This is a genomic window from Synechococcus sp. CS-1326 (genome assembly GCF_025128115.1).
In the GTDB taxonomy this organism is placed as follows: domain Bacteria; phylum Cyanobacteriota; class Cyanobacteriia; order PCC-6307; family Cyanobiaceae; genus Regnicoccus.
This window is the reverse complement of the sequence record NZ_JAHLYV010000032.1, coordinates 20,079-33,407: the sequence shown is the minus strand read 5'-3', so window position 1 is coordinate 33,407 and position 13,329 is coordinate 20,079. Positions and strand designations below refer to the sequence as shown.

At 64.9% G+C, this 13,329-nt stretch carries 12 protein-coding genes; 2 read left to right on the top strand and 10 right to left on the bottom strand.

Annotated elements, in window-relative coordinates; all coding sequences use genetic code 11:
- Window positions 1-1,153: 1,153 nt before the first annotated feature.
- Both KQ307_RS12930 and KQ307_RS12925 read right to left on the bottom strand, forming a co-directional pair.
- Window positions 1,154-1,357, bottom strand: coding sequence for a hypothetical protein (locus tag KQ307_RS12930; RefSeq protein ID WP_259728207.1), 204 nt, complete (start codon window positions 1,355-1,357; stop codon window positions 1,154-1,156).
- Window positions 1,354-1,626 (bottom strand): hypothetical protein, encoded by a 273-nt coding sequence (locus KQ307_RS12925; RefSeq protein ID WP_259728206.1) that lies wholly within the window; start codon window positions 1,624-1,626, stop codon window positions 1,354-1,356. Before KQ307_RS12925 ends, KQ307_RS12930 begins: the two co-directional genes overlap by 4 nt.
- A 164-nt stretch (window positions 1,627-1,790) precedes the next feature.
- Between KQ307_RS12925 and KQ307_RS12920 the strand changes: the two genes are divergently transcribed.
- Window positions 1,791-2,681: an N-acetylmuramoyl-L-alanine amidase gene (locus KQ307_RS12920; RefSeq protein ID WP_259728205.1), complete on the top strand. Its 891-nt coding sequence runs from the start codon at window positions 1,791-1,793 to the stop codon at window positions 2,679-2,681.
- A gap of 12 nt (window positions 2,682-2,693) precedes the next feature.
- Here the strand turns inward: KQ307_RS12920 and KQ307_RS12915 are convergent, their stop codons facing one another.
- Entirely contained in the window at window positions 2,694-4,568 is a 1,875-nt protein-coding gene (locus KQ307_RS12915) for an ABC transporter ATP-binding protein (protein ID WP_259728204.1), read from the bottom strand.
- A 464-nt stretch (window positions 4,569-5,032) separates the two neighbouring features.
- Between KQ307_RS12915 and KQ307_RS12910 the strand changes: the two genes are divergently transcribed.
- Window positions 5,033-5,746, top strand: coding sequence for a sialate O-acetylesterase (locus KQ307_RS12910; protein ID WP_259728203.1), 714 nt, complete (start codon window positions 5,033-5,035; stop codon window positions 5,744-5,746).
- A gap of 201 nt (window positions 5,747-5,947) precedes the next feature.
- Here the strand turns inward: KQ307_RS12910 and galE are convergent, their stop codons facing one another.
- The 7 genes from galE to ffh form a co-directional block, all read right to left on the bottom strand.
- A complete protein-coding gene (galE, locus tag KQ307_RS12905) occupies window positions 5,948-7,057 on the bottom strand; it encodes a UDP-glucose 4-epimerase GalE (RefSeq protein ID WP_259728202.1) in 1,110 nt (369 codons plus the stop codon).
- Window positions 7,054-8,040: a GDP-L-fucose synthase gene (locus tag KQ307_RS12900; protein ID WP_259728201.1), complete on the bottom strand. Its 987-nt coding sequence runs from the start codon at window positions 8,038-8,040 to the stop codon at window positions 7,054-7,056. The genes galE and KQ307_RS12900 overlap by 4 nt, the downstream gene beginning before the upstream one ends.
- A 199-nt stretch (window positions 8,041-8,239) precedes the next feature.
- Window positions 8,240-9,355 carry a GDP-mannose 4,6-dehydratase gene (gene gmd / locus KQ307_RS12895; protein ID WP_259728200.1) on the bottom strand — a complete coding sequence of 372 codons (1,116 nt, stop codon included), beginning with the start codon at window positions 9,353-9,355 and terminating at the stop codon, window positions 8,240-8,242.
- Window positions 9,356-9,467: 112 nt separating this feature from the next.
- A complete protein-coding gene (locus tag KQ307_RS12890; protein WP_259728199.1) occupies window positions 9,468-10,196 on the bottom strand; it encodes a Bax inhibitor-1 family protein in 729 nt (242 codons plus the stop codon).
- Window positions 10,197-10,258: 62 nt separating this feature from the next.
- Window positions 10,259-11,251 (bottom strand): PhoH family protein, encoded by a 993-nt coding sequence (locus KQ307_RS12885; protein ID WP_259728198.1) that lies wholly within the window; start codon window positions 11,249-11,251, stop codon window positions 10,259-10,261.
- An 11-nt stretch (window positions 11,252-11,262) separates the two neighbouring features.
- Window positions 11,263-11,706 carry a 30S ribosomal protein S16 gene (gene rpsP / locus KQ307_RS12880; RefSeq protein ID WP_259700940.1) on the bottom strand — a complete coding sequence of 148 codons (444 nt, stop codon included), beginning with the start codon at window positions 11,704-11,706 and terminating at the stop codon, window positions 11,263-11,265.
- 98 nt (window positions 11,707-11,804) lie between these two features.
- On the bottom strand, window positions 11,805-13,265 hold the full coding sequence (ffh, locus tag KQ307_RS12875) for a signal recognition particle protein (RefSeq protein WP_259728197.1): 1,461 nt from the start codon (window positions 13,263-13,265) through the stop codon (window positions 11,805-11,807).
- Window positions 13,266-13,329 lie beyond the last annotated feature (64 nt).

The window sequence follows — 13,329 nt, the reverse complement described above, 5'->3', positions numbered from 1 at the left end:
TCGCGTCCCAGTCGCTGTCGGCGATGCCAGTGGGAGCGGAGTTCATCTCAAGCGATCTCTGCTTGAGATCCAACCGGATGGCGGCGACCTGTCAAGGCTCGCCGTTCAGATCAGGCTTGGTACGACCCCTGAACGCATACTACTTTCGAAAGGAGGGCTACATATTTATGATGAGATCCAATGTCAACATGCATTTTAGGCATGGCTTTTACGATGAGATCAAAAGCCCAGCTATCTTGGTAAAAGTACGTTGGCTCAATTTCTGTTTTCGATGACCAGTCATCCAGGCATGGATAGAGCTCCATGGTTTCCTGTGATGAGTGGAGTTTGGAATATTCATTTCTATGTTTGTCAAATCTATTTTTGCGTTTAACTCTTTCTAGGACTGAATCTGCGAATCTGGCTATTTTTCTCATTAGGGTTTTCAGTGGATATGGGAGTAGATTTGTGATTTTCATTTTCTTGCCAAGCTAAGACTCATCTCGCCAAGACGTTATCAGGGCTGAATGCAGATCATGCCGGGCATAGTCGGCTGAGCTGTGAACGATGTCCCGCCTGCCTTGCTGATCACTCCAAAGCATCACCGCTTCTGTTCAGCATTATGGTCCAGGCCCACACCACCGTTTCAACACCTGCTGCCATGGCGAAAGCAGATGTGCGCTGGTTGCTACGCCTGGAAAACTACGGCCGCGCTCTTGCCACCCTGCAGAGGGCCGTCGCCACGGCCCGCTCACGCTCTCTGAGCGAGCTCGAGTAACAGAGGTTGATCCAGGCTTTTGAATTTACCCATGAACTGAGCTGGCAGCTGTTGGAGGATTTCCTGGTGGACCAGGATGTGAGTGGGATCAGCTCAGACCAGTCACCGAAGCCATCTGGATGGGGATGATCCGCAGCTACAATCTCACCAGCAATACCTATAGCCTATCCCTCGCCTTCCGGTTGAAACCACGGCTCAGCTGCTGGAGTCCATTCGCCGCCATCCGTCGGTGCGGCGGGTTATTCTCTACGGATAACGGGCGCTGGGTCGGTATCGCTCCGGATCCGACATCGACCTTTGCCTGGAGGCCCCGGACCTCGGGCTGGGCGAGCTGGATGATCTGCTGGTGCTCATCGCCAGGGCCGGCGTGATCCCGTGGTAGCGACCAGGGGCGAACTAATCATCCTCCATCAAGCGTGATCGGCCTGCTGGGGGCCGGTTGAGCGCCAGCTCAAGCATCGTTTCCAACCGGATCACCCGACCGTTCAGATCATCGATGCGGCGCTGCTGCTCCTTCATCAGGCCGGCGATCTGCTCCACCCTGTCGTTCATGCGGATCACGGTGGTGAGTGCGGACAGGATCCGATCGGTCACGCTCATGGCTGGGACTGCAAGGCACAGCGCACCTCGGCAATGGCTTCATCCAGGGCCCGCTCAGCGCGGCTGGTGCTGATTCCCAGCTGCTTCAGGGCTGCCTCAAGGGCTTCCGGTTCAGCCTGGGAATCGGTGTTCAAGCTGGCGTAAGCAGCCCCCGCCTCACGAAAGAACTGACCCAGCGACAGACCCATGTCGCTGGCTCGCTGGGTGTAGGTGGCTTTTTCCCCTGGTGTCATCAACACCGCCACCCGCTCCGTGAGCCGCTCAGCCATGGTGCACCCTGTGCATGTTCAGCACATGTTAAGCAGTCTCCGCTGGCGTGATTCGGTGGCCCGGCAGAACCTGTGCCGCCAGCTCCCAGAACGGCTACTGTCCATCCGCGACCGGTTGCCCTGGCTCGTTCGCCCTTCGCTCACCCGCTTCGCCACCCGTTGCGATGGCCCCCACGATCTACCTGCACTGGAGTGCCACCCCCTACAACTGGGTGCGCTCCGGGCTGTATCACACGATCGTGGCCGGGGATGGCCATCTGCACCGGCTGCATTCCTACACGATCGATCTCAACGCCCACACCTGGCGGCGCAACAGCAATGCCGTGGCGATCTCCTGCGCCTGCATGGGCGGCCGTCCTGATCCCTGGTCGATGCCGCCCACCGAGGCCCAGATCGAGGCGATGTGCCGGGAGGTGGCGGCCGTGGCCCTCAGCTGGGATTGGCAGGCCGCCGAGATCAGCATCGAGCGGGTGATGACCCACGCCGAAGCCGCCTCCAACCGCGACGGCCGCCTGTTGCATAACAACTATGGCCCGGTGGCCTGGGGTGGCACCGGCGAGCGCTGGGACTTCCTCCAGTTGCGCAAAGGTGGCCCTGTTGATGGCGGTGAGCAGTTGCGCCGCCGGGTCCGGGAGCTGCTGGGCGAGGCTTCCGGCCCCCAGGCCGGCGAGGCTGCCCTGGCCTTTCGCCGCTCGGCCTCGATGCCGGCCCGCGGTCGCAGCCTGGCGGTTGAGATCGACGCCAACGGCAGCTCCTGGGCTCTGGCGGCCGATCTGCTCGCCCTCTACGACATCCCCTATGAATGGAATCCTGCCCAGCGGCGCATCCTGATCGGCAGCACCGACATCGCCCCCACCTACCGGGACGACGGCGTGCAGGCCTCGATCGGCCACCCCCTGTTCGAGATGGGCCTGCAGGGCGGCAACGCGCCGGTGATCCTGCGCGGCATCCTCCGCGACGACCGCGCCTGGTGCCGCGTGCTCGAATTCGCCCAGGAGTTCGGCATCACCGCCTTCTTCGAGCCCTTCGCCCTCGGCGAGCGGCGGGGCGGCTGAACAGGGCCCTGCTCAGGGCTGGTTCAACAGCGCGCTCTGCTGAGCCACGCCCGGGCCGGCCTGTTGCTCCCACAATTTCGCGTAGGGTCCGGCTCGCTCCAGCAGCTCGCGGTGCCGGCCCCGCTCCACGATCCGGCCGTGATCCAGCACGCCGATCAGATCGGCATTCACGATCGTGCTGAGCCGGTGGGCGATCACCAGCACCGTGTGCTCCCGCTCGAAGCGCTCGATCGCCTCTTGTACCAGCTGCTCGCTCTGGCTGTCGAGGGCGCTGGTGGCCTCATCGAGAATCAGCAGTTCCGGTTTGCGGAGAATGGCGCGTGCCAGCGAAATCCGTTGTCGCTGGCCACCGCTGAGCCTGTAGCCCCGCTCTCCCACCAGGGTGGCCATTCCATCCGGCAGCAATTCGATGAAACCCATGGCCTGGGCAGCCTCGGCGGCAGCTTCGATCTCGATCGGGCCGGCCCACGGGCAGCCGTAGGCGATGTTCTCCGCCAGCGACGCGTTGAACAGAAAGGTGTCCTGGCTCACCACGCCGAGCCGTTGCTGCCAGCTGCTCAGCTCCAGATCGGCTAGGTCGGTGCCATCGATCCGGATGCGCCCCGCCGTGGGGGCATAGAGCCCCACCATCAGATCAGCGATCGAGCTCTTGCCGGCCCCGCTTGCCCCCACCAGCGCCGTGGTGCTGCCCCTGGCCAGGCTGAGGTTGATCTGCTCAAGGGCTGGCGGCAGGTCGGCTGCGTAGCGCAGCCCAACTCCCTCCAGATCGATCGAGGTCCGCAGCGCTTCGAAGCGGATCCCTCTCTCCCGCCGGTACTGTTTACCGGCGGGAGAGAGGATCTCATTCAACCGCTCGAACCGGCCGGTGTTCTCGGCGATGGCATTGAATGAGCCGGCGATCCCAGCCAGGCGCACATTCAACCGTTGCAGGGCCAGTACAAAGGTGACCAGGCTCGGCAGCACCCCGGTGCTGCGGGCTCCGAACACCACAAGGCTGAGCGCGGCGATCACAGCCATCGCCAGGATCGGCAGGAACGACGACAACGGGGCGACGATGTTCATCAACAGGCCCTGCCTCCGCAGTCCCTGCTCCAGATTCCCCATCTGGCTGCGCAGGGCCTGATCCGCCGCATCCAGCTGGCCACTGCTGTGCAGCAGGCGCAGACCCTGAAAGTCTTCGGTGATCCGGGTGCTGATCGCCACCTGGCTCTGGGTGACCCGCTGCGCTTGCCGGCCGATCCTCGGCAGCAGTTGCTGCTGCAGGAAGGTGATCGTCAATGCCAGGCCAACAGCCAGCAGCAACAACCAGGGTGAGAGGGAAATCAGAACCGTCAGATAGACGGCCGTTAGCAAGACCTGCAACAGCAGTTGGCTGGTCTGTTCGATCTGCTTGGTTACTGCCTGGGGACCTTCTGCGGCGTAGTTGGTGAGATCTCCCACCCGGTAGCTGCTGGAGCAGGGGTAGCTGAGCTTGAGGATCTGGCTGTGGATACGGGCTGTGATCAGGGCATTGCAGCGAGCCCCGAAGTACACGACACTCACGCCGTTCAGGAAACGGGTGAGGCTCTGGGTGGCCTGCAACAGCACGGCCAAGCTCATCAGGATCAGAAAGACAGGGGTGCGGGGCACCCCTGTAAGCATCTCCACCAGCCCCGGGAAGCGCCCAATCAGAGGGTTGCTGGCCCAATTCATTGCCGAGCCTCCGGCCGCTGAAACCGGTCTGCTCAGCAGATCCACCGCCAGAAAGATCACCGCCAGGGTGGCTCCTTCAGTGAACGCCTCCACCAGGCTGGTACCGAAGTTCAAGGCGATCAGCCGCCATTGCTGGCGCGCGGTGGATCTGATCAGAGCCGGTGCCGGCTGCGCTCCGATCAACGGAGCAAGCACCGAACCACCCAAGGTGCGGACAGCTCGCTTTAGGGGGGAAGAGAGCTGCCTCAACAGCCTGGGCAAGGTCATACGAGCCGGAGGGGTTTGGATGGAGTTCAAAGCGAATGAATCACAGCACCCGGCCTTGGTTGAATCGAGCCGTTGATGGCTCGCGCCAGATCCAGATCCACGAAAGAATGAATCATGGCCAGTGCTAAGGCCGGCAGAGCCGGATGGGGAAAACACAGTTGAAACCCCACCAGAGAGCGCTGGTGCTGACAGCTTGCCTTGGCAGTGTTGGTCTACCAGTGCTGTGGATCAGCCTTGCCACCCAGCACTGGCGCCTTGATGGTCAGCTGATTGGTCCGGCCGCAGCCTGGTTCGAGGAGCTGAAGAGCAGCGTCCTCAGGGGCCACAGCTCACCATCCAGTTCTCCCAGTTCTCCCAGTTCTCCCAGTTCTCCCAGTTCTACTGACGATGAGGTGATCTGTCCGACCAAAGCGCTCACCGTGGCGGTGTTCGGCCAGAGCAACCTTGCCAACAGCGTTCTACCCCGTTTTGAACGCTCCCTCAGCAGGGCGCTGGCTCCATATTCAGGGCGCTTGCTTGTCTTCGATTGGCGCCATGGCACTTGTCATCCCTACAGGGAGCCGTTGCCAGGTACCGATGGGAAGGGGGGGCACAGCCTCACTCCCGCCTTTGTGCAGTTGGCCGGCCGCAGTGATCAACCCGTGCTGGTGGTGTCCTTTGCCCAGGGCAGTAGCTCGGTGCTCTCCTGGGCAGATGGAGAGCTTGCCAAGCGCCACAGGCAGGTGTTGGAAGGGCTGGCAGTGCGTGGTCTCAGCCCAGCGCTGGTGTTGTGGCACCAGGGTGAGAGTGATGCCCGCACCCTCGATCCGCGCATCTACGGCAAATCACTTGAACGCCTCATTGCACGCAGTCACGCTCTCGCACCGGGGGCCTGGTTCGGCGTGGCGCTGGTGACACGCTGCTTCAACCAGGGGCCTTTCGAACCTCTTCGAGCGGTTCAGCGTGAGGTTGTGCACCAGCAGCCACGCACCTTTCTCTGGGCCGACAGCGATGCCATCACCGGTGGGCTCAATCGCCATGACGGTTGCCACTTCTCGGCCCGTGGCTCTCGCCGTCTCTCCCAGGCACTGCTGGAGTCGCTCAGGCAACAGAGGCTCGGACCCTGAACAGCTCGGCTCTTGAAGCCATTACGCCTTTGCCGGTCAGCCTCCCCCTCTGGTCGGTGACTGGTCGGATCTCACACCTATGGAGCGAAAGGATGCACGGGCGTGAGCTGTGCTCAAACTGCCACATGACCTGATCTCACTCTGACTCAACTGATGCGATTCGCTCCTGTGGCGATGTCAGTAATCGTGAACATCAAGACATCAGGTGACTGGATCATCTCCCTGCCGGTGAAGCCTGTTTCCCGGATTGGAGCCGCTGGCCAGGCCGTGACGGCGCTGATGCCAGGCCCAGGCGTGCTCCAGGATCGTGGTGAGCTCCGGGAACTGCGGTTGCCAGCCGAGTTCCTCCCGGGCCTTGCGGGCGCTGGCGACCAGTTCCGGCGGGTCACCTTCCCGCCGCGGTTGCACCTTCACCGTGAGATCGAGGCCGGTCACGGCCCGGGCGGCTTCGATCACCTGCCGCACCGAAGCGCCGCTGCCGTTGCCGAGGTTGTAGATCAGCGGTGCGCTGCTCCGCCCCTGGCGGCGCAGGTGCTCCAACCCGAGCACATGGGCATCGGCGAGATCGGTCACATGGATGTAATCCCGGATGCAGCTGCCGTCCGGCGTCGGGTAGTCATCCCCAAGCAGGCTCAGGTCGGGGCGGTGGCAGGCGATCGCATCGAGCACCAGGGGGATCAGGTGGGTTTCGGGGTTGTGGTCTTCGCCGAGATCGCCGGCCGGATCGGCGCCAGCGGCATTGAAGTAGCGGAAGATCACGCTGGGCAGGCCATAGGCGCGGGCGAAATCATCGAGCAGTTGCTCCACCATCCACTTGCTGCGGCCATAGGGATTGATCGGCTGCTGGGGCGTGTCTTCGGTGATCGGCACCTGCCCAGGGATGCCGTAGGTGGCGGAGGTGGAGGAGAACACGATCGGAATCGGGCTGGCCCGTCGGCCTTGCCCGTCTCCCTGGCTCGGCTCGATCAACGCTTCGAGCAGGGTGAGCGTGTCCCCCAGGTTGTTGCGGTAGTAGCGGGCGGGGGCAAGCACCGATTCACCCACGTAGGCATAGGCGGCGAAATGCAGCACCGCCTCGATCGGAGCTCCCCCGGCGGCCAGGGCTGGGTGTGAACCGCTGAGCACCTGATCGAGCAGGGCCCGGTCGCCCACCTGGCCCACCACCAGCGGCACCCGCAGCACCTCCTCCACCACCGCCCGATGGCCGTACACCAGGTTGTCGAGCACCACCGGTTGATGGCCGGCCCGCTGCAGGGCCCGCACCGCGTGGCTGCCGATATAGCCGGCTCCGCCGGTGACCAGAACCCTCATTGGCGCTGCAGGCCGGCCGCCTGCCTGTCCTGGCCGTAGGTCGCGGCGGTGCGCTGCAACCCCTCACTCAGGGGAATCCGGGCCGTCCAGCCCAGGGCCGCCAGGCGGCTCACATCCAGCTGCTTCTTAGGGGTGCCATCCGGTTTGCTGGTGTCCCAGAGGATCTCGCCCCGATAGCCCACAGCGTCCGCCACCAGGGCGGCCAGCTCCCGGATCGGCAGATCGACACCCGTGCCCACGTTCAGGAACTGCAGCGGATCGGGGTGCTCCGGGGTGATGGCGGGCTGCCAGCTCTCCAGGCAGAACACCGCTGCGTCGGCCAGATCATCCGCATGCAGGAACTCCCGCAGCGGAGAGCCGCTGCCCCAGCAGCTCACGCTGACGGCGCCGGCTTCCCTGGCTTCATGGAAGCGACGGATCAGGGCCGGCAGCACATGGCTGTTGGTGGGGTGATAGTTGTCGCCAGGCCCATAGAGATTGGTGGGCATCAGGCTGATCGCATCGAAGCCGTGTTGCTGGCGCAGGGCGCGACAGAGCTGGATGCCTGAAATCTTGGCGATTGCATACCACTCGTTGGAGCGCTCCAGGGTCCCGGTGAGCAGGGACTCCTCCCGGATCGGCTGGGGGGCGAACTTGGGATAGATGCAGCTGCTGCCCAGAAACAGCAACCGCCTGGCCCCCTGGCGCCAGGCGTTCTCGATCACATGGTTCTGGATCTTGAGGTTCTCGAGCAGGAAGTCGGCGGGGTAGGAGGCATTGGCGAGGATGCCGCCCACCTTGGCCGCCGCCAGCACCACCACGTCCGGACGGTTGGTTGCAAACCAGCCAGCCACCGCCACCGGATCGAGCAGATCCAGCACGTCGCGTCCCGCGGTGAGCAGGTTCGTGTAACCCCTCCCTACCAAAGCCCGGCAGATGGCACTGCCCGCCATGCCCCGGTGCCCCGCCACAAAGATCCGATCCGACCTGTCAATCAGCCCCATTCCCCACCCCTTCTCTCCTTTTTCGCCGTCTTTCCCACCGTCCAGTCTCCTGCTGCCAGCCCTCCATACCCCCCGCTTCCCAAAGCCTCCCCTTCCCCATCCCCCCACTTCCCTACCGCCTCCCCCCCCGCCCAAGGCCGTGAGGGGGTCCTGCAGGCCGTCTGAGCAGCGCCAGCTGCGTAACGGCCGAAAGGCCCCCTCACGGCCTGACCAGTGCTGGTGGATTCTCCATCGATCCCACCACCGTGAAGCCCTCGCGGCGCAGGGTGGCCTCCTTGGCGGCCTCCTGCACATCGGCGGCCACCATCTCCGCCACCAGCTCCTCCAGGGTGGTGGTGGGGGTCCAGCCCAGCTTCTCGCGGGCCTTGGTGGGATCCCCCAGCAGGGTTTCCACCTCCGCCGGCCGGAAATAGCGCGGATCGATCCGCACCACCGTGGCGCCCGTGTCGGCACGCTGGCCGATTTCGGTCAGCCCTTCGCCGCTCCAGTCGATCCCCCCCCAGCCCAGTTCGAGGGCACAGAGCTCGATGAAGCGCCGCACGCTCTCCTGCCGGCCGGTGGCGATCACGAAATCCTCCGGTGCCTCCTGCTGCAGCATGCGCCACTGCATCTCGACGTAGTCGCGGGCATGGCCCCAGTCGCGCAGGGAATCGAGGTTGCCCATGAACAGGGACTGGTCGAGGCCGGCATCGATGCGGGCCAGGCCACGGCTGATCTTGCGGGTCACGAAGGTTTCGCCGCGGCGGGGGCTCTCGTGGTTGAAGAGGATGCCGTTGCAGGCATACATCCCATAGGCCTCGCGGTAGTTGACCGTGATCCAGTAGGCGTAGAGCTTGGCCACCCCATAGGGACTGCGGGGGTAGAAGGGGGTTGTCTCCTTCTGGGGAATCTCCTGCACCAGCCCGTAGAGCTCGCTGGTGCTGGCCTGGTAGATGCGGGTTTTGCGGGTGAGGCCGAGGATGCGCACCGCCTCGAGGATGCGCAGGGTGCCGAGGGCATCGCCGTTGGCGGTGTACTCAGGGCTCTCGAAACTCACCGCCACATGGCTCTGGGCGCCGAGGTTGTAGATCTCATCCGGCTGCACCTGCTGCACGATCCGGATCAGGTTGGTGGAATCGGTGAGATCGCCGTAGTGGAGCACCAGGCGGGGATCGCTCTCGTGGGGATCCTGGTAGAGGTGGTCGATCCGGCTGGTGTTGAAGCTGCTGGCTCGCCGCTTGATGCCGTGCACCTCATAGCCCTTCTCCAGCAGCAATTCGGTGAGGTAGCTGCCGTCCTGGCCGGTGATGCCGGTGATCAGGGCAATTTTGCTCATGGGCTGGAGGGGGCCAGGTGCGCCTGGGCGGTTCAGGGGAAGGGGCATTCCAACATGAAAAAGCCAGGGAAAACTCCCTGGCTGCGGCTCGGTTGGCAAGCCCTGGCCTGGCTCAGTCCCTGCGGCTGCCGCCGTTGAGGGCAATGATCAGGCGCAGGATGAAGATGAACAGGTTGATGTAGGTGAGGTACATCCCCAGGGCGCCGGCCAGATATTGATCGTCGTTGTAGGTGCGCGGCATCGTGTAGAAGTCGACGAAGGCGGCACCAACGAACAGAACCGTGCCGAAGCCGGCGATCAGCAGCTCGAAGCCGTTGCCACCGAAGCCCGGGATGAAGATCCCCCCCACGATCTGCACCACCATGGCGATCAGCAGGCCAACGATGCCGAGGCCCACCACACCGCTGAGCGCCTGACCGATGCTGTCGCTCATGTTGCGACCCACCACCGAGGCGATCACGAAGGTGATGCCGGTGGCCAGGGCAGCCGTGCCGATCGCGCCGATCCCGGCGGTGCCGATCGCCAGCGCCACGATGCCGCTCAGGGTGAAGCCGGTGAGCAGGCTGTAGACAGCCAGGATCGGCAGGGCGGTGCCGTTGTTCCCTTTCATCGCCGCGTTCTGGGCGATGAAGAAGAGAATGAAGTTACCGATCAGCGACACCCAGAACAGGGGCATGAAGATCGGGCTGCCGATCATCGACAGACCGCCGACCACGCCGGCTGCCGTGAGCACCATGCCGCCGCCCACATAGGGCAACGCCTTGTTGACCACGTTCGGGCCGACGAGGGCACCCTGCTGGGCCTCGCGGATCGCTTCCTGGAAATTGCTGCTGGCCGGCATGGCTCTGGGGTCAAACTTCTCCATCCTGACAGCGACGCCGAGGCTGTGGAGTGTGGATCTCCCTATCTGAGCCTGTCCTGCCGCTGGGCCTGGTCGTGGCGCGCGTAGGCCTGCACCACCCGCTGCACAACGGGGTGGCGCACCACGTCGGCGTCGGTGAGGGTGCAGATCGCCACCCCCTCCACACCGTCCAGCACCCGGGCGGCTTCGGCCAGGCCACTGATCTGGTGGCGTGGAAGGTCCACCTGGCTTGGGTCACCGCTGACCACCATGCGGGAGTTTTCCCCCAGCCGGGTGAGCACCATGCGCATCTGGGCCGCCGTGGCGTTCTGGGCCTCATCGACGATCACGAATGCGTCGGCCAGAGTGCGGCCGCGCATGTAGGCCAGCGGTGCCACCTCGATCACGCCACGCTCGAGCAGGCCGCCGGTGCGCTCAGCACCCAGCAGGCCATGCAGGGCGTCGTAAAGGGGACGCAGGAAAGGGTCCACTTTCTGCTGCAGATCACCCGGCAGGAAGCCGAGCCGCTCCCCCGCTTCCACGGCAGGCCTGGTGAGGATCAGCCGCTCGACCCGCCGCTCCTGCAACATCCGCACCGCCAGAACCGCGGCCAGCAGGGTTTTGCCGGTGCCGGCCGGGCCCAGGGCCAGGGTCAGGTCGTGGGTCTCGATCGCCTCCACATAGGCGCGCTGCCCTTCGGTGCGCGGGCGCAGCAGCTTGCCGCTGGAGCTGCGCACCAGCACTTTTTCGGTGAGGCTCCGATGGGCGGCGCTGCGGCCGCCATCGAGGGCGATCAGGGCCGACTGAAGATCGGCCTCGCCCACCTTCTGACCTTCCATCCAGAGCGGCCGCACCAGCTCCACGAGGGCTGCGGCCCGCTCCAGTTGGGCTGGCTGGCCCTGGATGACCAGTTGCAGCCCGCGCAGAACGATCGAGGCTCCCGTGAGGGCCTCCATCCTTCTGAGGTTGGCTTCCGCTCCACCAGAGAGGGAGAGGGCAGCGGTTGGATCGGGAAGATCAATCGAAAAGAAGGAGCCCCGTTCAAGTCCGGCCATGGGCCGGCTGCTCAAGCTTCGGCGCTGATCGGTTCGGGTTCCGGCTCGGCAGCTTCGGCAGCCGCGGCTGCTTCTGCGGCTGCAGCTTCTTCTTCAGCAGCCTTGGCAGCCGCTGCTTCGGCCTTGGCCGCGGCCGCTTCCTTGGCTGCCTGCTGGATCAGGGCTTCGCGGGCTGCGGCTTGCTTCGCTTTACCCACGGTTTCACCCGGGCGGATGGTTTTCTCGATCAGGCCACCTTTCTCCAGCAGGGAGCGGACCGTGTCGGTGGGCTGGGCGCCCTGGCTCAGGCGCACCCGGATCGCCTCGGTGTCCAGGCGGGTTTCCTTGGTGCGTGGGTTGTAGAAGCCGAGCTCCTCAAGCGGCCTGCCGTCGCGGCGGGACGTGCTGTTGGTGACGACCAGACGGAAGCTTGCTTCCCGCTTTTTGCCGAACCGCTTCAGGCGGAGCTTGATCATCGTTGCGTTGCTGACTGGGAGAACCTTGGGCAGGCGGTGACATCACACGCCGAATCTCACCCTACCGCCTGGGGTGCCCGGCTGGCCGCCGCCAACCCTCAGAGCTGGCCGAAACCCTTGCGTTTCTTGGCCGGCCGCGATGGCTTGCGGGCGGGGCCGCCCCTGGCTGTCGCTCCCGCCATCCCCGGAGCGGCACCGGGCATTCCAGGCATGCCCTGCATTCCCGGCATCCCGGGCATTCCAGGCATCCCGGGCATCCCGCCGCCCCGGGTCATCTGCTGCATGAAGCCGCGCATCTTCTGGAAATCAGCCAGCACCTTGTCGACATCGGCGGGGGTGTGGCCGCTGCCGGCGGCGATCCGCCGCCGGCGGGAGGGCTGGGCGGCCAGCAGCTGGGGTTGCTGACGTTCCGCTTCGGTCATCGAGCCGATCATCGCCTCGATCCGCTTCAGCTGGGCTTCCCCCTGCTTGAGCATGCCGTCGTCGATCTTGTTCATTCCCGGGATCAGCTTGATCAGCCCGCCCAGGGATCCCATGCGCTTGATCATGCGCATCTGCTGGACGAAATCCGAGAAGTCGAAGGAGGCCTCCTGCAGCTTCTGCTGCATCTTCTCCACATCGGCAAGTTCCACCTCCTTGCTCGCCTTCTCCACCAGGGTGAGCACGTCGCCCATGCCCAGGATGCGGCTGGCCATCCGCTCGGGGTGGAAGGGCTGCAGCGCCTCCACCTTTTCGCCGGTGCCGATGAACTTGATCGGCGCGCCGCTCACCTGGCGGATCGAGAGGGCCGCTCCACCGCGGGAGTCACCATCGAGCTTGGTGAGCACCGCTCCGGTGATGCCCACCTGCTCGTGGAAGGCGCGGGTGAGCTCGGCGGCCTCCTGGCCGATCATCGAATCCACCACCAGCAGCACCTCGTCGGGAGCGGCAGCGGCGCGGATCCGCACCATCTCCTCCATCATCCCGGTGTCGATCTGCAGTCGGCCGGCGGTGTCCACCAGCACGGTGTCGAACCCCTCGGCGCGGGCCTTGGCCACCCCGGCGGCGGCGATCGCCTCCGGCTTCGCCTCGGTGCCCAGGCTGAACACCTCCACGCCGATCTGGGCACCAAGCGTGGTCAGCTGATCGATGGCGGCCGGACGGTACACGTCGGCGGCCACCAGCAGGGCCCGGCGCCCCTGCTCCTTGAGGTGCAGCCCGAGTTTGGCGGTGGCGGTGGTCTTGCCCGCCCCCTGCAGGCCCGCCATCAGGATCACGGTGGGGGCCGTTTCGGCCACCGCCAGCGGGGCGTTGGCACCGCCCATCACCTCCACCAGCGCCTGGTGCACCAGCTGGATGAACTGCTGATCCGGGCTCACCCCCCGCACCACCTCGGCGCCGATCGCCTTCTGGCGCACGTCGGCGATGAACAGCTTGATCACCTCCAGGCTCACATCCGCTTCGAGCAGGGCGCGTCGCACCTGCTTGAGCGCCCCATCGACGTTGCCTTCGGTGATCCTGTCCTGGCCCTTCAGGCTCTTGACGGCGTCTTCAAAACGCTGGGAAAGCTCGTCGAACATGGAGGAAGACCGGGTGATCGGGCTGGGCGGTCGCCCGCCGATCCTAAAAAGCGGTCCGCCGGGC

Excerpts from the sequence above, each read along its gene's own strand:
- KQ307_RS12930 (WP_259728207.1), bottom strand. The coding sequence starts at position 1,357 with ATGAGCGTGACCGATCGGATCCTGTCCGCACTCACCACCGTGATCCGC.
- KQ307_RS12925 (WP_259728206.1), bottom strand. The coding sequence starts at position 1,626 with ATGGCTGAGCGGCTCACGGAGCGGGTGGCGGTGTTGATGACACCAGGG.
- KQ307_RS12920 (WP_259728205.1), top strand. The coding sequence starts at position 1,791 with ATGGCCCCCACGATCTACCTGCACTGGAGTGCCACCCCCTACAACTGG.
- galE (WP_259728202.1), bottom strand. The coding sequence starts at position 7,057 with ATGAGGGTTCTGGTCACCGGCGGAGCCGGCTATATCGGCAGCCACGCG.
- KQ307_RS12900 (WP_259728201.1), bottom strand. The coding sequence starts at position 8,040 with ATGGGGCTGATTGACAGGTCGGATCGGATCTTTGTGGCGGGGCACCGG.
- gmd (WP_259728200.1), bottom strand. The coding sequence starts at position 9,355 with ATGAGCAAAATTGCCCTGATCACCGGCATCACCGGCCAGGACGGCAGC.
- KQ307_RS12890 (WP_259728199.1), bottom strand. The coding sequence starts at position 10,196 with ATGCCGGCCAGCAGCAATTTCCAGGAAGCGATCCGCGAGGCCCAGCAG.
- KQ307_RS12885 (WP_259728198.1), bottom strand. The coding sequence starts at position 11,251 with ATGGCCGGACTTGAACGGGGCTCCTTCTTTTCGATTGATCTTCCCGAT.
- rpsP (WP_259700940.1), bottom strand. The coding sequence starts at position 11,706 with ATGATCAAGCTCCGCCTGAAGCGGTTCGGCAAAAAGCGGGAAGCAAGC.
- ffh (WP_259728197.1), bottom strand. The coding sequence starts at position 13,265 with ATGTTCGACGAGCTTTCCCAGCGTTTTGAAGACGCCGTCAAGAGCCTG.